The sequence below is a fragment of the Spirosoma aureum genome (assembly GCF_011604685.1).
GTDB classification, from domain to species: Bacteria; Bacteroidota; Bacteroidia; order Cytophagales; family Spirosomataceae; genus Spirosoma; species Spirosoma aureum.
Genome location: NZ_CP050063.1, coordinates 3,162,951 through 3,189,110, shown reverse-complemented (window position 1 = coordinate 3,189,110; position 26,160 = coordinate 3,162,951). Strand labels below are relative to the sequence as shown.

Here is a 26,160-nt window from a genome sequence, read left to right as displayed (position 1 = left end):
TCGATGCTGTAGCGATAACTATGAACTCCGAACGGCAAACGTCGAACTTATAAATTCGGTAACTGACCTGAGAAAATTGGCAGACGGTTAACCAGTCCAGCCATCCGTTTTTCGACGGAAGCTTTAGGAATACCGAGCCAATCGGCATACTGATCGCCCAGAAAGAAACGCATTTCACCCGCTGCGAGGTTCCGGATTGCTTCGGGTCGATCATCAACTGACCGCTTTGCCGTCTTTCTTACCTGCTCAGTAATACCCGTAAGGAGCGAATGCGTAAGCCCGCGGCCCGCTTCCGATGAAACAAACTGTCGACGGGCGATGGAACGATCCAGTACATAGGCTTCGCGAAGATTTTCAGGCAGCAGCTCTTCGGCGACGCCGTTCAGATAACCAATGACATTGATATGATGAAGGTAGTTTTCTTCCTCCTGTTCGGTCGCCTGTATCCCCGCTTTTCGCAAGCCTCGCAGCACTATATAGGAGAAGGCCAGGTTCGTACCCGCCATATCTTCCTGATTGACTGGATACCCCCAATCGTTATTCCAACGCCCAGAATGAATGGTAAACCAACGCGCACCTGCGTGAATTAATCGTATTTTGAGCGTTCTGATTATGGCCTTCCCTGTTACCCATTCCTTTGCATTGTTCACGCCAAACACCCACTCTCCAGTCTCCTGTAACCGGCGAATGGTATCGTTTTTAATTCGTTCTGTAAGCCAGAGCACCTGCGCTCCATTGGCTCCCAGATAACAATACGGCAGCGAAAAACACCCCAGAATCAAGCCAATTTGGCTGGCGTATTTTTTAAAAAATTCCATGCCGCTTTCCATTCGTCTGGAGTCTGCCCAGGCTGGCAGTCGGGCATAACTGGTAAAGAATTCGCGAACAGGAGTCAGTTGCCCGTTAAGGGTAAAGTCCTGATTATCGGACAGCCAGTTCATTAGTAAACGAAGTTCGTTTTTTCCTCCGGCTTCAATAACAGCGGTAATGACCGCATCGGCGGGCGGATCGCCCTTCTGGCGGTATTGTTGTAGCAGGTTATCGGAAAACGTTCGGGATGTCTTTATGAGCGTTTGCATCGCTTCAGAAACTGGTCTGAAGGGGTAACGCCCTGTGACGAAAATTGGTTTGTAGAACAATCTGCCGAAGGTTGGCGACAAACCAGCATGGCAACGCTACAAATTGATTTGTAAGCCATCATACCCTAATCGAATATGAGAAGGTAGTTCTTTTTCAACTTCCCGGTGCAGGCCAAGTTTGTGGCTGATGTGCGTAAAATAGGTTCTACTCGCCCCTATTCGATTGGCCAGTTCGATGGCCTCATCGAGGGTGAAGTGAGAAAGATGAGGTAAACGCTGGAGCGCGTCAAGCACCAGAACTTTGGTCCCATACACTTTTTCCAGTTCTTCCTCAGAAATGTAATTGAGATCGGTTAGGTATGTGAACTCCCCAACACGAAAACCAAAAACCGGGAGTTTATGGTGCAGAACATCAATTGGTGTGACTCGTACGCCCAATACATCGAAAGTCTCATTATGAATTTCGTGGGCTCTGATTCGCGGAATTCCGGGGTATTTATGCTCGGCGAAGATATACGAGAATTCCCGCTCTAGCTGAGTTAGAACAGGTAAACGGGCATAGATGGGCATATCCTGGCCCGATCGGAAATTAAATGCGCGAACTTCATCAAGACCAGCCGTATGATCTTTATGTTCATGCGTAAACAGGACTGCATCGAGCTGTTTTAGATCAAGCCGTAGCATCTGCTGCCGAAAATCGGGACCTGTATCGACAACAAAACTGCACCCGTCAATAGCAATATGAATGGATGAGCGTAATCGTTTATCGCGAAAATCAACCGATCGACACACATCGCACTCACACCCAATTAACGGCACTCCCGATGACGTTCCTGTACCCAGCAGCGTGATAATCATAATGAGCGAAAGAATGTAAAGAGTGATTGAGTAAACGAATGAAAGAGTGGCTAACGCGTTTTCGCACTTTCATACTTTCACTCAGTCACTCTTTTGTGCTTTCACTCTTTATTTATCGGTCAATTGATTAACCACTTCAACTAATCGATCGAAGTTGAGCGGTTTAACCAGAACATCGTTAAAGCCGGCCGTTTTAAATTCTTCTTCCGTATAGTTCTTAGCGTTACCGGTGATCGCTACGATGGGAACCGCAGCTTTCTCTTTTTCGGGTAATGCACGAACACGCCGGACACACTCCATGCCATCCATTACAGGCATATTAATATCTAACAGCAGGATACTGAAATCTTCTTTCTCCAGAATCTGCAAAACTTGTTCACCATTTTTAACTGCTGTGATGTCGTAGTTCTGAAATTCAAGAATTTTGCGGGCCAGATTCTGGATAACGGAGCTATCTTCGGCAATCAGGACGCGTTTGGAAGCTGACATAGGGCTTTGGGAATCGTGTTACATTTAGCGTGGTGAAATTAGCATTTTATCCGCAAACGCAAAAAAGGGCTTTGTTACTCATTAATCGAAATTACTTTGATTCTTAAGGATCTACGTATGCTTTTTTTATTACCAGGACTATTATTCTAAAAAAATTACACGCAATTAATACAACAATCCAACTTTCTTTCTAATTTTATTCCTCTAATTCACTACGTCAATAGAGTTACTGCTCTCCGCTCCGTCATACAACTGTTTTACAGTTAGTTAACGGTTTCTGTTTCCTTTCCACACCGCGTCGTTATAGCAGACAATCGTTGTTAGGCCTTCTTTTTTATCTAATCTAACCCATGAAACTGACCGGACCCGAAGGCTCTTTTGAGCTGAACATTCTGGATTATGAGTGTAGTGACTCACCCTACTTTATGGATCGTAACTGGCTGATTGTGAGCCTAAAAACTCGATATCAGGAACACGACTACGTTCGTACCGCGTCTATTCTATCAACCTGGGAGATGGAGCTACTCCTGAAATGGATGCGCTCAATAGCCGATGGCGATGAATTAAGTGCTAAGCTTACATTTATTGACCCGGCACTGGGTTTCAGTAATGTTTCGATTGGCCGCGGTGACTACCGTTTTCGCATTAAGCTCAGTTCTGATGCCCTTCCAAATTGGAAGCGAGACAGAACACCTTTTTATTTACCGGTTTCGCCCGATAAGCGTGAATTACAGGGAGCTATTTTTGATCTGGAACGGCAACTGAGCCAATTTCCAGTTAGAGACTAGGGAAATGAGTTTTTAGCAGGCAGTAGGCAGCTAACCATTACCAACGGAAAACTGCTTACTGCCTGCTGAAAACTCATTTTTTCCATTCCTTTAAAAACAAGGCGAACTCTTGCTCGAGGGCTTTCAGTGCATCCGCTAAACCGCTCGTATCATTCACTTTAAGTTTACCTTCCGCAGTACGGGCAATATCGGCAACACGCGCAACTCCAATCGTTCCGGCGCTGCCTTTTAACGTATGCAGGTGGCTCTTAACCGTTGGAATGTCACCGAGCGTGTAGGCTTTAACAGCACCGCTAACCAGTTCGTCGGCCTCTGTCACAAACTCCTCCATAATACTATCGACTAACTCCTGTCCGCCAATGTCGCGCAATTGGCCAACAATCTCGTCGTCAATAATCGGCAACACGGGTTCAGAAGCTACAAGAACGGGTTTCGGTTGTTGAACGGGGGCTGATATCTGTTTAGCCCGATTGGCATCCGTTATTTCTTTAACCTTGGCAATCAGGCTTTGAGCACGAATCGGCTTGGCAATGTAATCATCAAGACCCTGACTGATAAACCGTTCGCGATCTTCACGCATGGAATAGGCCGTCATGGCCACAACCGTTGGAAGCTGCTTCCCAAATTTCTCACGCAGGTTCCGGGTTGTTTCCACTCCGTCCATGTCGGGCATCTGGATATCCATAAAGATGACATCGAAGCCGTTAAACTCGCCTTTTTCTTTACTTTTTTGCCCTTTCTCCGCTTCCAGGATTGCCGCTGGTCCACTGTCGGCAGTAACCACGACACAACCTGCTTTACGCAAAATCTCGCTGGCAACCTTACGGTTCACTGCATTATCATCAACGAGCAACACATTCGGGTGGTAATCACTGAAAAAGTTGGCCAGCGCGATTTCGGCAACTTCCGTTGTCTGTTGCGTCGGGCTGATGGCGGTTTCTTTAAGCTCAATGGTAAACCAGAACGTACTGCCCATGCCTACTATCGACTCTACGCCTACTTCACCTTTCATCAAGTGAGCCAGTTCTTTGGAGATAGATAGCCCTAATCCGGTTCCCCCAAACGATTTACGCGATGAGGTGTCAACCTGACTGAATGAGTTAAACAGCAGATTGATATTTTCGGGAGAGATACCTATCCCTGAATCTTTCACATCTACCCGGATTCGATTAAACTTGCCACGCTTACTGATCAGCGACGCTTCGACACGTACCGTCCCGTTTTCGGTGAATTTTATGGCATTTGAGGTCAGGTTCGACAGAATCTGCAAAAGCCGTGTCTGATCGGCAATCACAAACGTCGGCAAATCGGCGCTTATATGATAAGTCAACTCATTGTTTTTAGAACTCGCCTGCTGTCCGAAGAGCGCGATAAGTTTCTCAAAAATTTCCTTAAAAGCCACCGGCGACTCATGGAGTGCCATTTTTCCAGCCTCAATTTTAGAGAGGTCCAGAATATCGTTCAGGATGTTAAGCAGCGTTTCCGACGACCGTTTGATGGTTTTGACATAGCTGCGCTGCTCTTCATCGAGCTGGGTATCGTTGAGCAGGTCGATCATACCGATAACACCATTCATCGGCGTCCGAATTTCGTGGCTCATGTTGGCCAGGAATCGCTCTTTGACCTTTAGCGACCGTTCTGCCTCTTCCTTGGCTTTGACTAACTCGGCCGATTGACGCTTGAGTTCGCTAATATCACGCGCCAGTACGGCCACCACCGAATAGATGCCCTGCTCATCCTTTAGCAGCAACATGTTGAACATAAACTGCCTTTCGGTGCCGTCTTTCCGGCGCATACTCACCTCAAAATTGCGTAAACTATGATTTCGGCCCAGCTTGATCATAGCCCGTCGAATAACGGTTTTATCGACAAAAAACTGCGTAGCATCCTGCCCGAGAACCTCTTCGGGTGTGTAGCCCATACGTTTGAAAACTGAAGGACTAATCATTGTGATCCGGCCTTTCCGATCTACACGAGCATAGATATCCTGGAGGTTTTCAAAGATTCCACGGAATTTTTCTTCGCTTTGTCGGGTGGCAATTTCAGCCCGTTTCCGATTCGTAATATCACGGGCAATCCCCGACACCTCTTCAATCACTCCGCCAGCCAGCAGAATTGGATTCAGGTGAAATTCAAGGTATGTCTCGCCCCGTATCGTTTCAAAAAACAATTCAAAGTTTTGTGGAAATCCCCGAAACGTTTGCCGATACTTTTCTTCCAGCATCCGGCGGTTTTCCTCCCCAATCATCCGCCAGCCTAGTTTTGGAGCACTGGCATGCAGCGTGGGCAGTTCATCGAGCTGGTATTCAATAAGCCGGGTGTAATTTTTATTGAATGAGGTCAGTTGCAACGCCTTATTGACCGACCAGATCAGATACGTGCTACTATCAAAAATGGCATTGAGTCGTGCATTCTGCTTGTCGAGCACAGCCTCCGATTGCTTACGGGCGATTGCCAGCGCCACCTGACCCGAAATAAATTCCAGCAGTTCCAGATCCCTGGGGCCATAGGTTAGCGGATTATCGTACGATTTGACTCCGATAATACCGGTAATTTCGTCGCCAATTCGAAGGGGAGCCGTTAGCATTACCTGCGGCTGAAGCTGCCCGTATAAATCGATCTGGTGTTTTTCGGCCAGTTGCCGGATGTCTTTTTCGTACAGAAATAGCGGTTTATTCGCTCTGATGGTGTATTCCGTAAGGCCATTTCCCAATTTGCGTTTGGTGAATCGCATATTGCCTCCAAAATACTCATCGACATAATAAGGAAACGAGAGGTACGTTTTGCTGGAGTCATAAAGCGCAATGAAGAAGTTACGGGCATCAATAATGTTGCCTAGCTCTTCATGAATTTTATGATATAGCTCATCCAGGTTGGGCGTATTGATCGTCCAGTTGGCAATGCTATAGTACAGTTTCTGCGATTTTTCGGCCCGAATTTTTCCGGTCGTATCGTGTAGAATACAGCGAAACGCCGTTGGGCGTCCATTATCGAAACGACAGTTTACACTTCCCGACAGAAAAAGCGTTTTGCCCGATTTGCTTCGAAAAACGGTTTCAAAATAGGGTAACTTATCACCGTCCTGAATCCGCTTGAGCAATGCCAGCGTACTGTCTGCATAATCGGGATGGAGCACGTCACGCAGATTCAGGGCGGCAATTTCGTCGGAGCCGTAGCCCAGCACTTCGCGCCAGGCCTTATTCACAAAAATAAATTTGCCATCGAGTGTAAGTAGTTGAATCAGGTCAGACGTATTATCGACCAAATCCTGCAATTGTGCATTGGTATTAGACAATGCCGAGGCTACCCGTCGTTTGTTGGTAATATCTTCGCCTATCAATGTAAACGACGCGGCCTTTTGGTCGTCTGACGGATTAATGACAAACGAATTCAACTGCACATTCCGGACAGCTCCGCTACGCGCCAGCAAACTGATTTCTTTTTGTTCAGGAACGCTTCGCTTCGTCAGCGCTTCCTCAAATTCCATTTCAAGACGTGCCCGATCAGCCGCTGGAATAAAAATATCGAAGAAACTTTTCCCAACAATATCATCTGGTTGCCAGGCAGTTACACGATATGTATAAGGATTGGCATAAATCAGGGTTCCCTGGTGATCAACTGTCACTCCAATCAGATTGAGTTGATCCAGAGTCTGACGAACATCGGTATAGGGCGGAGCTGTATCCGCCAGCATTACCCCATCGCGTTCGTGGTGAAGCCGTTGAATTTCAGCGACCAATTCATCTTTCGTTTTGGCAGACCAGCGCATAGTTAACAGTCAGTGAGTGGGTAATTATACAAGTAGTGTATCAGTGAGTTACTACAAATCTGCGAATAACTCACTGATTAAATTTAAATAAAATATTGGTATTTGACAAGGTGTCTGAAGTAGCCTTTGGGTACCAATTTATTAGACGAACGGCAATCTGTTGGTATAATATTGCTTAATTTGCTGTGAATGATTCCACGACTATGCTAAGACGGTCTATTTTCTGGTTACTCGTACTCACCTTGATGGGTTGTGAACCTTTTGATTTAGAGCGAAAAAATTTTCCTGTCTGTGCCAAACCATCGGCAACTATTGGCTATATAATCGATGAATTGGATGTGACCTTTTTCCTTGAAAATGCGCAGGGAGATATTGGCATTGTTGGCTGGGATCCCGGCGATGGCAAAGGTGTCAATCGAATCGGAACGCGGGTAACCTATAATTACCAAAAAGCCGGAACCTACACCGTATCAATCGCCATCGGCAATACCTGCGATGATACATACACGACTACCCGCCAAATCACCGTCAGTAACTGAATATGATGCGTCTGTTGTTTATCACTCTATTTAGTGTGTTAGCCATCTCTGCCAGTCTGGCTCAGGAGCGCATACGCAACATCAGGATGCGCGTTGTCGACTCATCGCAACTGGAAATTCGCTACGATCTGATTACAGCCCGCCCTGGCGACTCCGTTTATTTTGATATCCGGAGCCGACTGCGGGGGACGTTACATATCCTGCCTCAGTTCGTTCGGGGAGATATTGGCATGCGTATCACCGCTGGCACCGACCGGCGAATCGTCTGGAATGCGCTGGCCAATGGCTACTCGCTGAATGAAGAAATCCAGGCAATTATCCGGGTTAAAACCGGAATAATTCCAGATGCATCCCAACTAGCCACAAATCCGGCTTCAATGACACCAAAGCCGGAAGTTATTCCGGAGAAACCAGCCCGGACGAATCCTGTCGTTACAGCCGACCCACCCAGGGCCGAGCGACCAACCTCTACACCTGAACCCCAATCGACAGCAAAACCCTCTGGTATGCTTAACGAGCCCATATCCCAACCTGATACGGCACGCTTCCGAAAAGAACGATATGCTGGTCCTGCCTGGGCTTTGCTGTCGGCAGTGGCCCCTGGCATTGGCAATATTTTTGTTCAATGGCCCAAACCTAAAATTGGGCTGCGACCGTTACTAACCATTGGATGTTATGGGTTAGTAGCTTATGGGATCTTAGAGCGGGAGAAGTCCATGGATGATTTTGCCATCTATGAGCAACAGAAAAATACAGCAGCCGCCGAACCGTATTATGCTACTGCCAACGATCATCACCATCGCTATTTTCTGGCAACGCGGGGAGCCCTTGTTGTGGCGGCCGCCGATGTTGTTCTGACATTTTTGAAAGGATTACGGAACAACCAGTTGAACAAAGAAGCGCGTCGAATTCAATCCTTTACGGTTTATCCTGGACTACAGGCGGGCCAGCCAACGGCCGTTGTCCGGTATTCATTCTAAGCAAACACGATCATGAGACTGTTTTCGTTCCTTACCGCTCTTGTTTTGCTAAGCACAGCCAGCTTTGGGCAAGCACCCCGACGTTCGAAACCGTTCATTTATTCGGCAACCAGCGACTGGCAGAAGATTACCTTTAAGTCTACTTCCCGCACTTCCCCATCGGTAGCAAACCAGCCTGTTAATACACCGGTTACGATGTCCCAGCCAGCAGCTACTACACCGGTTGATCGGCCTGCACCTACCCAACCGAGCCGAACGCAGCCTGATATTGCTCAGCCAAACGTAGTTCGTACCGATGCACCCCGGCCTGAGGTGTCGACACCAAGCCGCGTTGACCCACCGGTTACGCAGCCAACTACGGTTCAAGCTGAGCAGGCATCAGTTCCGGACATACCGGTGTCAAGACCGAACCGAACGGCCCCTTCAACTACTACGTCTCCCGATTTCCGGCCCGCTTTCACCGGCGATTTTGCCACGAACCGAAATGGCTGGAAAGCGGGCATTAAAGGTGATTATCATTACCAGATCGGGATGGGCCGCTACAGTATCCGCAAACGGAATGTCAACACGCAGCAGGTAGCCTTCAGCTATGTACCCCTGCCAACAGACATTAATCTGAACGCTGCCGACCTGTTCACCATCAAGATCGATGTATTAGCCGATTCAGGGCGAGTACCTACAGGCGGGCTGCTGTTTGGCGTAAAAGATTCGTTGAATTTCAGCGCCTTTACCTTAAATAACAAAGGGGAAGTTTCGATTATCCGGGTGTCCAATGGCGAAACATTTACCGACTATATGCCCGGTGATTTTTTCAAGCCAGGCGTACCCGTCGATCGAAACCGAAATCGACTTACTATCCGACGGAAGGGGTATGCGCTCCACTTCTACGTGAATGAACGGGAAATTCGTGACAGCCCCTATCGCTTCAAAATGCTGGCAGGTAATAATGTAGGTATGATCTCCTCTGCCTATTGGACTGCTTTTCAGAAATTAAGCGTCACGTTAGGAGCATCCGGGCCCGACCTGCCCACGGCTTACACAACTACGGTTGAGACGCCTACGCCCACCGTAAGTACACCGATCCCGGAAAAAAAACCAGCGCCGGTCGTGGAAACTCCCGTTAGTGAAGCACCTAAACCTATCAATTCCGCTCCAAACACATTCAGCGAGACATTCACCAAAAATCAGAACCGCTGGTTGGTGGGCCAGAAGAATGGGTATGAGCTTGAAATAAGTCTTGGCAATTATTACATCCATAAAACGTCTGCATCGACCGTAAATCCCGCTCGCAGCTACATCAGCCTACCGCCATCGATTGATTTAAATAAAGCGGAATCGTTTACTGTAACGATCGATATGATCGTACCTCCGGGTGTCCAGCCTGATGGTGGCTTACTGCTCGGTGTAAAAGATGTCAACAATTTTTGCCAATTCCGGCTGATGGGAACGAATCAGGTATCCATAAAGTCGCTTATCAACGGTGGCACATTTGCGAACTACATGCCGGGAAAACCCACGCCCCCCCGGGTAAATGTGAATCGGGAACGGAATACTTTAATGGTAAAAAAAGAGTTGAACCAACTTCATTTTTACATCAATGGAGAAGAGGTGGAGGATAGCCCGCACGTTTTCAGAAAGTTCAGCGGGAATAAAATTGGCGTTATAACGGCTTCCAAAACGGTTAAATTTCAGAACCTGAATGTAGAGGTTGCACCTGGGCAGTAGGCGGTGGGCAGTCTTCAGTAGGTAGTTCACGATAAGGCCTCTGCCAACTGAAGACTGCAAACTGCTCACTGCCTGCTGAAGACTAATTCTTCACCTGTTCGCCTGCCCGATTTATTTTCATAAGCTGTCCGTTGAAGAAAACAGACGCTACATTTCCCCGAAATGGGGTTGTTGCCTCAAACTGGGGTTCAATGACCCATTCGTCGAATTCATTGACATAGCCCCAGCGTTTCCCTTTTCGAGCCATCCGCCAGCCCTGCTCATCGGTGCGATTGTCTACTTTGTCGTAAGGCTTATCATTGGGTTCCGAATACTGTGGCTTGGCGGTTTGCGACGATGACCGTGTTTCGGATGATTCACTTCTGATCGGCTTGGACATAGTCTGAACCGGCGTTTCCTGTTTTTCAGGCTTGGTTTTCGGTGCGGGCTCAGCCCTGGCAATGGTTTCTGTTGGTTTTTCTGACTCCGGCTTAGTCGTTCTGGCCGTTTTTTTTCGCCGTTTCCCGGCCAAATGCACAGGCGTTTTTCCAGTCCGTTCGGAGGTCTTTTCCGTTCGCGGCTTTTCGACTGGTTCCGTTTTCTCTGAATTCGTATTTTTAATGAACCAATAGATCAGAGCCAGCAACGCCAGCGCGAACATGACCCCATAAACTCCGCTTCGATCAGGCCGTATGACCTCCACCCGAACGGTACTCAATGGATTATTATTGACATCGAACAGGGTATAATCCGTGGTTTTCACTGGCTTTACCCAACCCCTGTTCTGAGGAGACAACCCGGCTCCGAGATCATCGATCGTAACCGCCAGCAGATTCTCTACCTCCCAGGCCAGCGTCACGGCTTCGCCCTTACGGACACGGGCTGGCTGGGCTGTAAACGAGCGTACAATTGGCTGAGGTTCGGGAATGCGCGATGGCTCCGGACGGTAAGGCTCGGGTGTTACAACGGGGGCAGGTTCCGGATTGACTTTAAATAGAACGTTTTCCCAATCGGCTGACACCAATCGTTCCCGCAGCGTGTTTCCCTGTGGTTCGCGGGCGGCTTTGAAAAAATTACTGACGAGATACGAGAATATCTCCTCCGTTACGATCGATTCATCACCATTGATCGCATAAAGCAAATCGCGCAATACCCAGGCAGGAATGGTCCGTTGTGATTTATAGTCGTCTAGTTTGGCAGCAACCTTTCGGCGCACCTCGTCCCGGCTCAGGCTTGTTGGAACAACGGGAACAACAGGGGGCGGAGTAACGGGCGCCGGTGGCGGAACCGGTACGGCAACCGTTTCTGATTTAGGCGGATCTGGAATAGTTGCCAGAATTGCCGGAAGCCAGCGTTTTGTTACGAAGTTTCTGGATAATGTCAACCGCTCGGCTTCAGCAACTAGTTCGTCGAGGTGAAGTGGCAGAAGCTGTTTTTTATCGGCTCGGGCGTAGGTCTCGGCCGTGGACTTCAGCGCATTGATCCGAGGGAACAGCCCTCCAAGCTGATAACTCACATCATTAACCAGCCGCATGAATTCTGCGGAGGCAATACCATCCTGCTCGGCTTCGGTTAGCAGACCATTTCTGCGCCACTGCCATTCTTTCAAGTCACCCTCATGCAGGACAACTTCTTCCTTAATTCGTTCTTTTAGTTCGGTAAGCGTCATCTTGACTGCCTAAATACGTAGCAAAGGTAATTGGGTAAGTAAGGTAAATGGCAACGAGTGAAACCCAATTCCTCAGTTACCTTACTTACCAAACACTAACACATTAGACATAGAAACTAATTTCCGCTTTTTCAACAATATGCCACTTTTCACCCTGTAATTGCAGTTTTCCGTCGGAAATCATGTGAATCCGGCTATTTATCTCGGGCCGGGACTGATAATTACAGGCATCGCTCAGGTACGAATACGGATCGCTCAGAGCCAATCGCTGGGCTTCAGGATCGTCGGTTACGCGGAAGGTGGCCTGAGTTGGCCCGGTTGGCGTTATCACAAATACCATTGGGCGATTGGGCGTTTCCACCAGGCTGCTTACGCTGAACCCACCAGGAACATCGGCAGTGCGGGCATACAATTTAACCGGGGGTGTAATAACCGGTGCTGGCCGCTGCGACTGCGCTGATACGGCTGCCGACTTTTGGACAGGTTCACTGGGCCGAACCGGTTGTTGCGCAGGAGCTTGCCGTGGTTCAACAGCTGGTGTTGACGGAACAGCCGTGGCCGCTTGCCGGTTATCACTGCGAACAAGTTGCCGTAGTTGTATTACCTGCTCGTCCAGGGCTTTCATCTTAACAATCAGCGCTTTGTTATCGCGCTCCAGCGACATCACCCGCCCGCTTAACTCCCGAACTCCATCGGAATTACCGGTAGCGGATCGTCTTTCCGAGTTGATCTTGTCCCAGGCCAGTCGATTCTGCCACCAGAGTAGAACAAGACCAATGAGGGCAAGCAGGGCAAGAATCAGCCCCAGGTACGTATAAAAAGATGGTTTTGACGCCGTTTCACCATCCTGAGCCTGCGCTACCAGACTGACTGTCAACCCAATTACCAACAGCCAGCCTTTTCTGAATCGTTGCATCATCATTCCGTTACGACTGGTTTTTGGCAATGTATTTCGACAGTTCGTAGAGCGCGTTTTTAAGTGGCAGGAAAAAGAACGTCTCCGCCAGCCGCGCATCAGCGTCGCGCTCAAGAGGCAGTTTAGCCAGCATGTAACTATCATGCAACACGCTGCTTCGGGTTACATCTGATCCAACCAGGAAGTCATAATAATCCTGTGTCCGGCGAATACCAAAATCACCCAGAAACGCCGATACGGAGTTATTTTTTAGTGTTTTCTCCAGAAAATCACGCACGTTGCGTAACACCGAATCATGGAAATCATTCTCGTGCCCAACGGTATCAACGGTCGTTTCATTATACGTAAACGTTACCGGATGCGTCGGTTCATTCCCCCAATAAGCTGTAGTCTGATTACCCCGGTATTGATCCCGATCCGTAGCAGTCTGATAAAGCACAGCGCCATTAGCCGTCGTTTCCTTCGGATTGTCGGTCAACAGAATCTGGAAGTTGGCCGGTACTGATTTCGTGGTATAAGCCGCAAACAACCGCTTCGTGTAATCGACCAGGTCGGCCCGCGTTCCAAGCAGGTTCAGGTACTGGCTTCCCCGGCCCGTAAACGTCAGAAAACGCGGTAGCTCAAGCGCAGTACCACCTTCCTGTTTTTCCTGCGATTCAATCAGTTGAACCAGGTGATAAATAATGGCTGCATAGTGCAAATACAGCACAATCAACAAAGCAGGCTGCTGATTCTGAATTGCCTTCGTAAACTGGAAGTGGTCATCGTATTTAAACAATAGACTGACCACATCTTCGGGCGACATCCGGCGTTTGGGGTCCAGAAAGGCATCCAGCGTTTGGTCGGCACCCGTTTTCTGGCTCGATGGGTTATTGCTGCGGTATGTCAGGAAATTCGACACAAATCCGTTATCCATCCGGCCCGAAGGCGCCCCGGTTTCATCGAGACCACCGCCCCAGATGTCGTTGGCCGCAAACCGGAACGACGTATTGAAGTAATGCCGTTGCCCCTGCGCAAAAAACATCAGGTCCGACGTACCTCCCCCGATATCGACGTTTACGGCATTGGCTGTCGGAAGAACACCCTGACGCTGAAGATAAAAATACGGCGCCAGTGATTCCAGAATCGGTTCATCCTGGAAATAAGCTGTAGTACCGAACACTTCCTGCATGGCTTTGTTCCACTCGGCAGTCAGGCGATTTCGGGTGCGCCGGGTCATGCTCGACGGTGCCAGCCAGACAATCTTCGTTAGCGCAACGTCGCCTTTGTTCTGAACCACTTTATGGCGAATCAGAAGCAAAAGCGTCTCAAAAAACGCCCGTACGCGCAGGTCATTCAGCGTGTCGTTCGGTTTGTTTTCGAACAGCCATTTCAGAGTCGATACATAACGATTGTTATCGCCAACGGTAACCTGCTCGAGGTCAATGTTAAAACCAAGATTCAGTTTCGTAAACAGGTAATCGCCACCCTGGGTCAGGCCCTCGCGCTCGTAGATGGTTGTTCGTAGCGGGAAAGCAAACGGCGTTCCAAGCCGTGGATTACGGCCAATGAGTGGGGGAACAAACTCCCGCCGAACCAGCGGTTCCAGCTGTTCGAACGCGCCAAAACTACTTTTGACACTATATCGATCATAGTCACGACTAATACCCGGCCCCGAATACGGCTTGTTCAGCAGCACCATCTGAAGATCTTCATCCGTAACGGTCAATGGCTCAGGATCGGGCTTGGCTCCACCCTGATCTTTGACAAGGTAGGCCACGTGTGTATTCGACGTTCCGAAGTCGACAGCAAACGTAAACTCTTCGTAACCGCGATTGGAAACCGTCGTAAATTCCGGCATCACAATTCCCCGGTACGGGATGTCATTATGCGCCAATTGAATCTCGACCAGATCGAAGGCTTCGTTGACTTTGTAGTAGTACGAGGCAGGCCGTTCGCCCACTTTTGGGCTTCGGGGCTGTGGTTTTCCGCTCGTGAGCGCGTGTCGATTGACGACATCCGGGAAACGGTAGAAACTGGCCTGGGTCGCCTGCGATGTTGTGCCATCGGCCAGTAGAACTGTATATTTGTTCAGGGCCTGCTGGTCGGGAATTGTGAGTCGGTAAAATGGAAAGAAACCCATACCGACCGGCAAATCAAGCACTTTTTCGGGCTCGTTCAGTTCATAGGTTTTCCGGAACTCCACAAAGCGCACACCCTGTCCCCGTACAGGAACTTTGAGCGTAGCCGTTACCCGCAGGTCGCTGATGTCCAGCACCAGGTAATTGCGAAGGTCTTCGAGCGTGAAAAAATTAAAGTATTCTTTCCGGATCGGCAGCAGGAAATCGCAATCGGCGCGATTGACAGTTCCCGTAAAAAACCGTTCATTATTGATCTTGAACGGCATCCGAATCAGGAAATCCTCCAGAAAATCGTCGGTCGAAACAAATGGGTACTGCACATTGTCAACACCCGGTAGCCGACGGTCGGCCAGTAGCCCACCCGCTCCCAAATCGTTGAGCAATGAGGATGGAATGACCGTCCGCGAATCCCAATCGGTGTTTTTCACGTAGCGACCACGCACATCCATGCGCGAAGCCAGCGCCAGTGGTGGCCGCACGTTTGTTTTGACGCCGTTTTTGTTGGTTTCTTCTTTATAATAACCAACTGTTGGCAACATCACAAAATCACTGTTGCCTTCCACTTCACGCAACACATCGTCGGCACGGACGCTGTATAGCGGCAATCCCGTTACAACCTGAAGCGTGCTGAATCCTTCGATATTCGTACTGATCGGATTGAAATCATTCAGCGTTTTGCCGCCATCTACGGGCAGTGGATACGGGTTATCGCGGAAGAGTTTGTCCAGAAACTTGGTCAGACCGCTGTTTTCGGGCAACAGGCTTTTGTATTGCTCAAATAACCGGCTTAAATACGTCACGAACGTCCGGTCGCGGCTTTCGAGCGGTACATATTCCTGCTGGAACAATACCCGGCCCGTGCTGCTCTTGGGCGGGTCCAGAAATTTGTTCTGACGCTCCTGCTCCCAGTTGGGCGACGTAAATACCAGCGTTAGTGGTGAGGTACCGCCCAATAGTGCCCCTTTGTAATAAATCAGGGTGAATGTTTGCAGGTTGGCCAGATCGTGGCGCATATCCAGCTCAAGCGCTTTGGCCAGCACCCGATGCGGATGCCGACGATTCGGCGCATTCGGCAATGGAGCTTTCTGGTTCAGGGCGCTCAAACGATCGGCCCGGCTCCAGACACGGTAGGTCAGATCGGGGCTACCACCTGCCTGAAACAACAATTCGAGCAGATCGAGGCAGTGTGACACCAGTACGTGATACATGGTCGGCTGAGCCGGTCGGAGGTCGTTCATGACCAGCCTGAAAGCCGCGTCGAATAAATACAACCGCGCAAACGGCGACGGAATCGACGTACCCGCTTTGGCCGCCAGACCAGCCTGATTCAGCAGCGTGTCGGGAATGTGTTCAATACGATTACCAACCAGCCCGACGGTTCCGCCTGTCCAGCCGAGGTGATTCTGTTCGACCACGTTCGGGTCGTTGTCAATGCGAAGGATATGGGGCATACTGAAATTTTCCGTTTTCAGTTTTCAGGTATATGTTTCGGTAGTAACGTGCGAGCGTATAATCTCAGCAGGTAATCTACCAAAACGATACCCTGCAAACTCATTTAAACAAGTTGCCGGTTGAGGTCGCCAAGTTTTTGCATGCACTTGTCCGCTACGACCATCAGCATTTGCATCAGGCGCGTTTCGGGCTGAGGGTATTGCGCGAGTAGTTTCGGTTCGGCGTCGCCCGCTTCGTTAAGCAGGAAGCTTTCACTGATGCCTTTATCGCCAAAGCCCATGAACGTTTTGGGTTCAATCTGTTTGGCACGAACCAGCGCATTGAAATCTGTCTGAAAGTTGAACGGGTCAAATTTCCGGTCATTATCGCCCATTTCAGCGAGCCATTTGCGGAAAGCTTCACCCATAAATTTCGTCAGCGCCACAAAATAGGTACTGCTACCCAGTTGCTGTTGCAGCCCCAGACTCTTGGCAAACGATTCCCGCAGGTTGGCCGGTATGTATTCTGTGTAGAACTTGCTGGCGTATGCAAACCGAATTAGCGGTTGCATCACATTGCGGAAAGTTGAATCGGCAAAATGAACAAAGTCTAACTGGCGATCATCGCGCCGAAGGCCATATTCGTAATAGGTTTTCGCCCCGGCAAACTCACCGGCTCCCCGGTTGGCAAAATCCAGTACGGTTTCGGCCGCCAGCAATTCGACGATATGCGCATTGTTGGCCTGTTTGGAACCTCCCTCTACGTTTGCATACAGTTTAGCGCCGGGTTTATCGCCAATGTAATACAGCGAATCCAGATGAATCTGGTTCTGATAGTACGACAGTGCCGCTTTGGTTTTGGAGTTAAAGCGATTCTGGTCGATGGCACTTTGCCCGTTTTCTTCCAGTGCGAAATAGGGCATCACCGTAACGGCACCCTTCCGGGCGTTGCGAATCGGCATTTTCTGGCTCGGTTCCTGCAACAGTTTCACCAACTGCGGGAAACCCGATGATCCGGTTCCGCCAAAGATGGAACTGATGATAAAAATCCGGTCCGTTTCGTTGTTAAACGCTCCGACGAAGTATTTGTAAAGTGCCGAATCTTCCAGCGCGTTGAAGACTACGCTGCCGATATTCGGATTCCCCTTAAAACCAACCGAGAGATCGAGTTTAAGCTCGGCACTGGTCGGTTTTGCTGAATTATCGTAGAGGACTTTGAGCAGTTCACGGTCAATATCATCCATGGTACTGACATTCAGGAACTCCTCGAACGTACCCTGATGCTCGGTCAGCTGGGGCAAAAATGAATCGCCGATCCGCTCCTGAGTGGTTTCGCTCTGGAGCGTTCCCAGCGACTGGATCGGGGTAGCAAAGAATGGTCGGGGTGCATCGCTCTGACCAGCCGGTGCTGCCCCGTTTGGATAAGCCGCATTGCGAATAGTTCGGTACAGTTCGACGCCGTTCAGAGCACGAGCCGTATCGCCGTTCTGCATATCCATATCCAGCAGAATCGGAATAATGGTCAGGTTGTCGGGCACTTTAGCCCCAGCTGCCAGCAGCATCGTTAGCGAGCGCAACACACGTGCACCCGTACCACCGATGGCAAAAACGAAAAGTTTCATACTTAAACGATTTCAGTCTTCCGTTTCCTGCGTAGCGCAACAGAGCTTCGACCCAGTAAACGGAAGACTTTTTTTAAAACTGAAATTTAAAAAGGTGTGTACCGGGCGAACTTCGATCCACGCCGGAACAGGAGCGAAAAACCAAAAAACAATAGCCCGGCCAGAATTAAATTAACGCCACCAAAACCAAGCATATAGCTGTCGGCTTCGGGCTCACCCGTTGCGTCTTTGGCGTAGCTGACAGCCAGCGAAAAGGCAATAATCAGGGCGACAACCAACGTAATCACCCAGTGACTGGTTCGGTGAAAAATCGCTTTCCAGCGGCCCAGCAACAGGTAAAAAATAGCCGCCAGGCCCAGCATCAGCACCAGCGTTAGCAGGCCGACGGGCGTAAAAACAGTGTTGCGGTACGTAGGATCAGGGTTTTTGCCAATCAGCAATTCATACAAAGCAGTGAACATGGGTGCCGTTTATTGTTCGAGGGTGATGGTAAGTTGTAGAAACGATTTATCAGCGCCGGAGCCTGTTTCATAGGCATCGCGGACACCATTCATGAGGTGTTCAAGTGCAAAGGTTTTGCCCTCCCGGCCAGCCGAAGTACGGTCGTCCATTGTGGACTGATTTAGGTACCAGGTATCGTAGCGCACAGGTAATTTGATGGAAACGGGCGTTTCGTTTTCAAAAAGCTGTGTTACCCGAAAGGTCAGCACGTGGGTAGCCTCGCTCAGCATTCGGGCTTCATTGGTTTTCAGCTTTTCGGTACCTTTCACATCGTCTTTTGGCTCAATTTTCAGCAATTTAACCCCGGCATTTCCTGCCGAAACGATCAGGTTTTTGGTCAGATAGGCTTCCGTTTGTGCGTAGGCAGGCAATCCGCTCAGATTAACACCGATTGCAAACTCAGCCGGTTGATCGGCCCGAACCCCTTTAAGGTTCGTGATGCGCTGCCCATCGGCATTCCAGTTTTCACCCTTCCGATTGAGGGTAAAAAACAGGTTGTAACCCGCTGTCGAGCCGCTCCCGCCAAAATCAAGTTGCTTATCAGGTTTGGTCGTTAAGGCAGCCTGTAACTTCTGATTGAACAGATTCAGGATGCGTTGTTTACCGATAACCCAGATATAAAATGGCCGCGATTCGCCATTGAGTTTCTGCTTTTTGTTCTGATAATCGTAGTATGTGCCATTGAAAGCCGACGAATAGGCATAAACCGTTGCATTGATAGTGTCTTTGCTCAAGGCAGCAAACTGTCGGTTGATCTCGTTTTTCAGGACACTCGATGCATCGGTCGCATTGATCTGCGGATTCTTCTTAATGTCTCCGTCCGGAAACGAGAGAATACAATCGGATACCAGAAGCGCCACGCTGTTGTTGCGCGCCTTTTCGCCCACTTGCCGAAAAATGGTGTGAAGTTCCGAACTACGGGCGTTGGCCAGCGGAACCGTGGCCAAGCTTGTCACAAACTTATCCACGTCGCCAGGATAGGCCTGTGCTTCGGCACTGATGGTATAAATGGCAAGGGGTTTACGCACCGGCTCAATCTGGCTGATCTTGTTGGCGAATTCAGAAACAATATTTTTAAATTCCGTACTCCCATTCAGGTAACCACCCATGCTGGCCGATGTTTCCAGAAAAAAATTGATCTGATTTATTGTATCAGCTTTAACGGTTGGCTTTTGCTCTTCTTTAGGAGCCAGATTACAGCTCTGTAAAAAGATAGCCACCCCTAAGCCAAGAAATAGGTGGAACCGGCAGATTCGTGTGCGGACCATGAATAAATTTTTCGTCATTACGGGAATGTGTGAGGAGCAAAAGTACCAAACTGCCCCGTTCTCTACCCTCCGTTGTGGCGGAGACCTTTAATTTTTCTTAAAATTCTACTTAAGGTAACGAAGCAGACATCCATTTTATGTCAGTCGGTACAGTTTAACGATGAACGGACGTTTACCTTTGTAGCCTGATTGCACTGGATACTTAGTTTATGGTTTTAAGTTTGTGGCTGATTGTTGTCAGAAATTATTCCTGACAGTCTCTGAACAGGCAAATACATAAACCATAAGTCGCTCAGTTGACGACTGCCAACTGTATACTGCCTATTAACGTATGACGCTTCGCCATTTTATAGTATTTTTTTTACTGTCACTTCCCATTCTGCTTCAAAATTGCGCCCAGGTTGCTCAGCCGCCCGGTGGCAAGAAAGACACCCTGTCGCCCAAACTGGTGAGCAGCATGCCAACGGCCCGACAGTTGAACTATACCGGCAAGACAGTTGAACTGGAATTCGACGAGTACGTCAATGTCGAAAATATTCAGCAAAAGGTCACCGTTACACCCCAGGATAGCAATACGTTTGTTGTAAAAGCCCTGCCAAAAGGCCTGCGGCTGAATTTTAACCGGCCACTGCAACCGAATACCACCTATACCATTAACTTTTCTGACGGCATAAAGGATATTACAGAGCGCAATATTGCTAAAGATGCCAAGATTGTGTTTAGCACCGGCCCTGTTATCGATTCACTTTATTTGGGCGGTACTGTTCTGGATGACGAAAGCCGTCTGCCTATCCTCAACTTCGTAATCGGCCTGTTTGCACCGACCGATACGCTCCCTATCAACCGGAAGCGTCCCGCCTATTACGCCCGAACCGATAGCAATGGCGTTTATCGCATTGAAAACGTGAAAGCAGGCCAGTATAAAGTGTATGGATTCGACGACAAGGATTTGAATCTGGTTAACAACACACCGGGCGAACGGGTGGCCTTCCGCGACAGTCTTGTGAATCTCAACCGCAATTATACCGATATAAACATGGTAGCTTTCCGGGGATCGTCCAAGCCTCGAATCAGCCGACGCGAGCGCACCGACGAAACGTTGGGTCTGGAACTTAGCAGCGGCATTGCCAGCTATAAACTACGTTTTGGTAAAATGGTCTCCACCACAGTCGTATCTACATCGGCGGCTTCCACGACGGCTGCTTCCACGACGGCTGCTTCCACATCGGCTGTTTCCACGACGGCCGCTTCCACGACAGCGACGACAGGTGTATCAACCTCAGCGGTCTCTTCAACAGCAACATCGGCAACAGCTGTTCCAACCTCAATGTCGTTTGTACCGTCGACCGATACGCTGGTGTCATTTTTAGAAAGTCCCAAGATGATCCGGCTTTTTCGGCCAGCAAACCGGGCGGCTAACGATACGATCAATTTGATCATTATGGCTCAGGATTCGGTCGGCAATATTACGGAACTCAGGGAGCGCATTTATTTTTCGCCCATCAAATCGCGGGCAAAAGACCGGAAACCCCTGACCGTTCAGGTGGCACCACCGGCCAGTGAACCGATTGATAACAATCTGGATTTCTCTATCAAATTCTCCAAACCCATTCTCCGCTTCAGCACCGATCTTATCGTCATTGGCCCCGACAGTACAAAACCCTTTAAGTTTACACCAGAAGAGCTGGCCTGGAGTAATAGTTTCAGTCAACTAGTCATAAAACGAAAAACGAATCTTAAAGACACACTGCTCTTCAGGCTACTAAAAGGGGCATTTATCAGTGTTCAGGGCGATACGCTGGCCCGGTACAATGGTCGGTATAAAATTGCGGATGAAGACAGCTACGGCCTGATCGCTGGTCGGATCAACCCAGCAACTGTCGGCGGGGCCAATAAGAACTTTATTGTTGAGCTACTTGACGATAAATATACGGTTATCCGATCCTCTTACGGAACAACAAACTACAGTTTTCCCCGGCTTAAACCAGGCCGCTACCGGGTCCGCCTGATCATCGACGCCAATGGAAACCGAAGGCGTGACATTGGCAATGTGCAGAAGGGTATTCAGCCCGAAACCATTATTTATCATCCCGGTGCCGAAGAAGGAGGTATTATTCCACTCAAGCAGAATTTTGAGCTAACCGACATCGATTTTTGATTTTACCCGCTACTTATTAAGTAAGTAGTACCAGTTATGGATTACCGATAGACATGCTCATACATAAGAGCTTAGTTAGCGGCATGAAAACGATCACACTCATTAACTGGGCCATTCTAAGCTTTTATGGGTTTATGCTGCTCTGGGCGTTTCTAACACCGGCAGGCTCTGGACAAGATGCGGCTGGTCGCGGAATGGCTGCCGGAATTTTATTTCTGGCTGTGATCATTCTGGTAGTGCTTGTTGGCTTAAACCTGCTACCCTATTCCTTTACAAAAATACTGACCCTGATTCTTAGCGGATTTCCAATAGTCGGCTACCTGCTGAGTCTGATTTTCGGACCAATAATTGCGGATCGACGCCAGAAAAATTACGACAAGGAACTCAGCGACCGAGCCAATGGCGCTTACTACTTTCAGGACCCTGTCAGACGGCAGCTTGCCGCAGCGATAGCCAGCGGGAATGTAGCTCAGCTAAAACTTGGGCTACAACAGCCGATTCCTGCCATCAACGAGAGCGGCACGGATCATACGACATTACTCGATTTTGCCACCCTTCGCGCGAAAGAGAATCCTTCACCCGAAGCCATTCAGTGCCTCGATTTGCTCATGGCGCACGGAGCCACGGTAGAAACGGCGGATAAGCTTCGATCACCAACCCATTTTCTGGTGACCGACGGCGCCCCAACTCTTTTAGAGTGGTTTTTAAAGAAAGGAGCCAATCCAAATGCAACCGAATATCCTACAGGGAGGCCAATCCTGTTCAATGCCCTCTATTCGGGAAATGATGATGGCTTTAAAACCCAAAAGGTAAATCTATTGCTTGCGCACGGGGCTGACCCGAACTCTATTCCGCCCCAATACGATGAGCGCGTTATTATTACCTCAGCATTGATGTATGCAGCCGACAACGATCTGTGGGATATCTGCCAGTTGCTGCTGGATAAAGGAGCCAGCCCGGTCTATAAAACGGCCAGTGGCCTCGATATATATCGGGTAATCGATTACAAAGAAAAAGGGTATACCGATTTTGGCAAAACCCCACCACAAGCGCTTACCGCCGTGAAAGAACGGTTGCGTACCCTACAGTAAACAGGTGTATGTAAACAGATCCCGACATGCATTCAACGTGGATGAACGGTCTCCATTTTCTCAAGTTAAAAGATTGATTATCAGCTCATTTTTAGACTTTTACGGATACTGATTCCGTGTCGTAATTTTGATTCGAAACAATAGACGACTCAGGTTACACACAATAAACGAAAACCGTCCATATAATTCGCCCAATGCCCCGTACCTTTGTGGTCGAAAACTAATCGCATGGGTTGACGTTCCGTTTCGGCGACAGCAACCTGCGATCTGACCCTCCAGCATCGTGTACGTTAAGCCTAAAAAAGAACTCGGTCAGCATTTTTTGAAAGACCTCAGCATCGCCCAGCGTATTGCCGAATTATTGACCGGTCATGGTACCCGCAATGATGGTGATGCGCCGGTACGATCTTATAAAAAAGTACTCGAAATTGGGCCGGGCACGGGTGTGCTGACGCAATATTTGTTGACCAATGACCAATTCGAAACCTTTGTCATTGAAATTGACCGCGAGTCGGTTGATTACCTCAAACTACATTTCCCTAAACTGGAGGGGCACATCCTGGCAGCCGATTTTCTGAATATCCGGCCCGATCTGCTACCGAATAAACAGCCCGACAACACTGAGCCTTTTGCTGTGATCGGCAATTTTCCGTATAATATCTCAACGCAGATCCTCTTCAAAGTGCTGGATATGCGTGATAGGGTTCCCGAAGTAGTCGGCATGTTTCAGCGCGAAGTCGCTCAGCGTGTGGCATCAGGACCTGGCAATAAAGATTATGGCATTCTCAGTGTGCTGTTGCAAGCCTGGTACGATATCAAGTATGAATTTACCGTCGATCCGGGGGTCTTTAACCCTCCGCCCAAAGTATACTCGGGGGTACTTTCGCTCCGACGCAACGACAAAACCGATCTTGGCTGCGACGAGCGAAAGTTTGTTCAGGTCGTTAAACATGGCTTCAGTCAGCGTCGAAAAACCCTCCGTAATGCGCTAAAACCGCTTAATCCGACCGAAGCCGCTTTGGCGAGCCCGTTCATGGATAAGCGGGCTGAACAGCTAAGCGTGGCTGAGTTCGTGCAACTGACGCTGTTAATGAAGAATGAGGAATGAAACGTGAAGAATCCATAATAACTCTTCATTCTTCATCTTATATTCCTCATTCTTCACTATGACTTTCGAACTCACCAAAGACTATCTTGAGCATATCCAGTCGGCTATTGAAGCGGGCGACGACGCGCTGCTTCGGACCGAAATGGAGGAGTTGTATCCAGCCGATATTTCGGGAATTCTCTATGAATTAGAACCCGAACCTGCTCATTACCTGCTGAGCTTATTAGATCAACCCGTTGGCGCTGAGATTCTGGCAAACCTCAACCCCACCGATCGCACAAACCTGATCAAAACCTTTACGTCGGAAGAACTGGCCCCGTTTATCAACCAGATGGATTCCGACGACGCCGTTGACTTGCTCAACGAACAACCCATTCAGGTTCGTGAAGAAGTGATCGGTCTGCTCGAAGACCGCGAACAGGCTCGTTTTATTCTTGATCTGCTCCATTACGACGACAGCGTGGCGGGGGGATTGATGCAGAAAGAGCTCATCAAAATCAACGTGAATCTGACCGTCAATGCCTGTATTGAAGAAATCAGGCAACAGGCCGAAGATGTCGAAAACGTGTATGCCGTTTATGTAATCGATGACGTTGGTAAACTGCTTGGACTGGTTTCGCTCAAAAAAATCGTATTGGCCCGCAAAAATGCTAAAATCGCTGACATCTACGACGACGACGTTGTTTTCGTAGAGACGTATCGCCCGGTGACGGAGGTGGCTGAAGTGATGCGAAAGTACGATTTAGATGCGATTCCGGTCGTCAATATTCAGCAGCGATTGCTCGGCCGGATCACCATTGATGACGTGGTCGACGTTATTACCGAACAGGCCGAAGAAGACATTCAGGTGATTTCAGGTTTATCGGGTGAAGTAGAAGAGGCAGATAGTGTCTGGCAGCGCTCGAAAGTACAGTTACCCTGGCTGGTAGCGGGGGCTATCGGGAGTTTGCTGGCAGCTACAGTCATCAATGGGTTTCAGAGCGAACTGGGCAAAGTAGCCGCATTGGCGGCTTTCATTCCCATCATTGGGTCAACGGGGGGCAATGTCGGTATTCAAACCTCCTCGCTAATTCTGCAAAGCCTGACCGATACCTCAGGACTAAGCATGACACTGGCCAAACGATTACTCCGGACGCTGCTCGTAGCGATTATCAATGGGTTGGTCGTTGGGTTAATTGCCGGAACCTACACCTTCATTATTGGTGAACCACGCTTGTTTTTTGTGGTTGCCACATCTTTGCTGGCGGTGGTGCTACTGGCCTCGTTTATGGGCACGGTAACGCCATTGCTCCTCAACCGCATTGGCATAAATCCGGCAGTAGCTTCCGGACCGTTTATTACCACGGCCAACGACTTGATCGGCATTGGCGTTTACTTCCTGATTGCCCAGTGGTTACTTGCCGAAGTTTGATTATTTTGCAGGTACCATGACCATTCGTTTTGCTAAACTCACCGACACGCCAGCTATTCTGGCCATTTATGCGCCTTACGTCAATAACTCGGCGATCACATTCGAGTATGTTGTTCCCACCCTGAGTGATTTTTCGGAGCGAATCCAGATCATTCAGGAGCAATTTCCCTATCTGGTTGCCGAATCAGACGGTCGGGTACTTGGGTATGCCTATGCGTCGCGGCACCGCGACCGAATGGCCTATCAATGGGCTGTCGAAACGTCGGTCTACGTTCATCCGGATGGGCAGCGGCAGGGAATTGCCCGACAGCTTTATACCACCCTGTTCGACCTTCTACGCCGTCAGGGCTATTACAATGCCTATGCTGGCATAACAGCGCCCAATCAGAAGAGTGAAGCACTTCATCAGGCCATGGGTTTCGAACCCATCGGCATCTACCCAAACGTGGGCTATAAACTCGGTGCCTGGCACGATGTTGCCTGGTTTAAACTGACTTTGCAACCTCACCAGGTTAATCCGACAAGGCCGATACCGATTACCCGGCTTATCTGACAACCGACAATACGTTTAAGGCTGTTTTTGCCAGCTTCTCGGCTGGAAAGTGGCGTCATTGGCTCCTATGTGGTCAATATGAGCTTTGCCTGCCTTTTATCACAAAC

General features: G+C 49.1%; 19 protein-coding genes. 9 read left to right on the top strand and 10 right to left on the bottom strand.

The genetic code is table 11. The annotated features are described in order from the left end of the window. Positions 1–47: 47 nt before the first annotated feature. The 3 genes from G8759_RS12620 to G8759_RS12610 all read right to left on the bottom strand — a co-directional run bounded on the left by G8759_RS12620 (position 48) and on the right by G8759_RS12610 (position 2,426). Positions 48–1,079, bottom strand: a complete 1,032-nt coding sequence (locus G8759_RS12620; protein WP_167208449.1) for an oxygenase MpaB family protein — start codon at positions 1,077–1,079, stop codon at positions 48–50. Between the two features lie 96 nt (positions 1,080–1,175). Further along, positions 1,176–1,937 carry an MBL fold metallo-hydrolase gene (locus G8759_RS12615; protein WP_167208447.1) on the bottom strand — a complete coding sequence of 254 codons (762 nt, stop codon included), beginning with the start codon at positions 1,935–1,937 and terminating at the stop codon, positions 1,176–1,178. A gap of 108 nt (positions 1,938–2,045) precedes the next feature. Next, on the bottom strand, positions 2,046–2,426 hold the full coding sequence (locus tag G8759_RS12610; RefSeq protein WP_162386172.1) for a response regulator: 381 nt from the start codon (positions 2,424–2,426) through the stop codon (positions 2,046–2,048). Between the two features lie 350 nt (positions 2,427–2,776). Here G8759_RS12610 and G8759_RS12605 point away from each other — a divergent pair, with 350 nt between their 5' ends. After that, on the top strand, positions 2,777–3,214 hold the full coding sequence (locus G8759_RS12605; protein WP_167208445.1) for a WapI family immunity protein: 438 nt from the start codon (positions 2,777–2,779) through the stop codon (positions 3,212–3,214). A 73-nt stretch (positions 3,215–3,287) separates the two neighbouring features. On the opposite strand, the gene G8759_RS12600 is transcribed toward G8759_RS12605, so the two are convergent. Further along, complete coding sequence (locus G8759_RS12600) at positions 3,288–6,983, bottom strand: PAS domain S-box protein (RefSeq protein WP_167208443.1); 3,696 nt, start codon at positions 6,981–6,983, stop codon at positions 3,288–3,290. Positions 6,984–7,186: 203 nt separating this feature from the next. On the opposite strand from G8759_RS12600, the gene G8759_RS12595 reads away from it, so the two are divergent. Genes G8759_RS12595 through G8759_RS35860 form a run of 3 tightly spaced genes read left to right on the top strand, consistent with a single transcriptional unit; the run spans position 7,187 to position 10,227 of the window. Next, positions 7,187–7,522, top strand: coding sequence for a PKD domain-containing protein (locus G8759_RS12595; protein WP_167208441.1), 336 nt, complete (start codon positions 7,187–7,189; stop codon positions 7,520–7,522). 35 nt (positions 7,523–7,557) lie between these two features. Further along, on the top strand, positions 7,558–8,502 hold the full coding sequence (locus G8759_RS12590) for a hypothetical protein (protein WP_232074229.1): 945 nt from the start codon (positions 7,558–7,560) through the stop codon (positions 8,500–8,502). A 12-nt stretch (positions 8,503–8,514) separates the two neighbouring features. Then, positions 8,515–10,227: a hypothetical protein gene (locus tag G8759_RS35860; protein WP_232074228.1), complete on the top strand. Its 1,713-nt coding sequence runs from the start codon at positions 8,515–8,517 to the stop codon at positions 10,225–10,227. Positions 10,228–10,309: 82 nt separating this feature from the next. Here G8759_RS35860 and G8759_RS12580 read toward each other — a convergent pair whose 3' ends face one another. The 6 genes from G8759_RS12580 to G8759_RS12555 form a co-directional block, all read right to left on the bottom strand. Continuing rightward, entirely contained in the window at positions 10,310–11,875 is a 1,566-nt protein-coding gene (locus G8759_RS12580; RefSeq protein WP_167208439.1) for a WG repeat-containing protein, read from the bottom strand. A 103-nt stretch (positions 11,876–11,978) separates the two neighbouring features. Continuing rightward, positions 11,979–12,797, bottom strand: coding sequence for a hypothetical protein (locus tag G8759_RS12575; RefSeq protein WP_167208437.1), 819 nt, complete (start codon positions 12,795–12,797; stop codon positions 11,979–11,981). Between the two features lie 4 nt (positions 12,798–12,801). Next, the gene (locus G8759_RS12570) at positions 12,802–16,362 is read right to left on the bottom strand and encodes a hypothetical protein (protein WP_167208435.1); all 3,561 of its coding nucleotides are present in this window, start codon (positions 16,360–16,362) and stop codon (positions 12,802–12,804) included. A gap of 104 nt (positions 16,363–16,466) precedes the next feature. Further along, positions 16,467–17,963, bottom strand: a complete 1,497-nt coding sequence (locus G8759_RS12565) for a hypothetical protein (protein WP_167208433.1) — start codon at positions 17,961–17,963, stop codon at positions 16,467–16,469. Positions 17,964–18,049: 86 nt separating this feature from the next. Beyond that, complete coding sequence (locus G8759_RS12560; protein WP_162386180.1) at positions 18,050–18,424, bottom strand: hypothetical protein; 375 nt, start codon at positions 18,422–18,424, stop codon at positions 18,050–18,052. 9 nt (positions 18,425–18,433) lie between these two features. Further along, positions 18,434–19,750, bottom strand: a complete 1,317-nt coding sequence (locus tag G8759_RS12555; RefSeq protein ID WP_232074227.1) for a hypothetical protein — start codon at positions 19,748–19,750, stop codon at positions 18,434–18,436. A 313-nt stretch (positions 19,751–20,063) separates the two neighbouring features. Here G8759_RS12555 and G8759_RS12550 point away from each other — a divergent pair, with 313 nt between their 5' ends. From G8759_RS12550 to G8759_RS12530, 5 genes are all read left to right on the top strand, one after another. After that, positions 20,064–21,890 carry an Ig-like domain-containing domain gene (locus tag G8759_RS12550; protein WP_167208431.1) on the top strand — a complete coding sequence of 609 codons (1,827 nt, stop codon included), beginning with the start codon at positions 20,064–20,066 and terminating at the stop codon, positions 21,888–21,890. 83 nt (positions 21,891–21,973) lie between these two features. Further along, positions 21,974–22,981: an ankyrin repeat domain-containing protein gene (locus G8759_RS12545; RefSeq protein ID WP_167208429.1), complete on the top strand. Its 1,008-nt coding sequence runs from the start codon at positions 21,974–21,976 to the stop codon at positions 22,979–22,981. Positions 22,982–23,264: 283 nt separating this feature from the next. Next, on the top strand, positions 23,265–24,089 hold the full coding sequence (gene rsmA, locus G8759_RS12540; RefSeq protein ID WP_167208427.1) for a 16S rRNA (adenine(1518)-N(6)/adenine(1519)-N(6))-dimethyltransferase RsmA: 825 nt from the start codon (positions 23,265–23,267) through the stop codon (positions 24,087–24,089). 58 nt (positions 24,090–24,147) lie between these two features. Further along, positions 24,148–25,500, top strand: coding sequence for a magnesium transporter (gene mgtE / locus G8759_RS12535; RefSeq protein WP_167208425.1), 1,353 nt, complete (start codon positions 24,148–24,150; stop codon positions 25,498–25,500). Between the two features lie 16 nt (positions 25,501–25,516). Beyond that, positions 25,517–26,053 carry an arsinothricin resistance N-acetyltransferase ArsN1 family B gene (locus G8759_RS12530; RefSeq protein ID WP_167208423.1) on the top strand — a complete coding sequence of 179 codons (537 nt, stop codon included), beginning with the start codon at positions 25,517–25,519 and terminating at the stop codon, positions 26,051–26,053. The last annotated feature ends 107 nt before the right edge of the window (positions 26,054–26,160 follow it).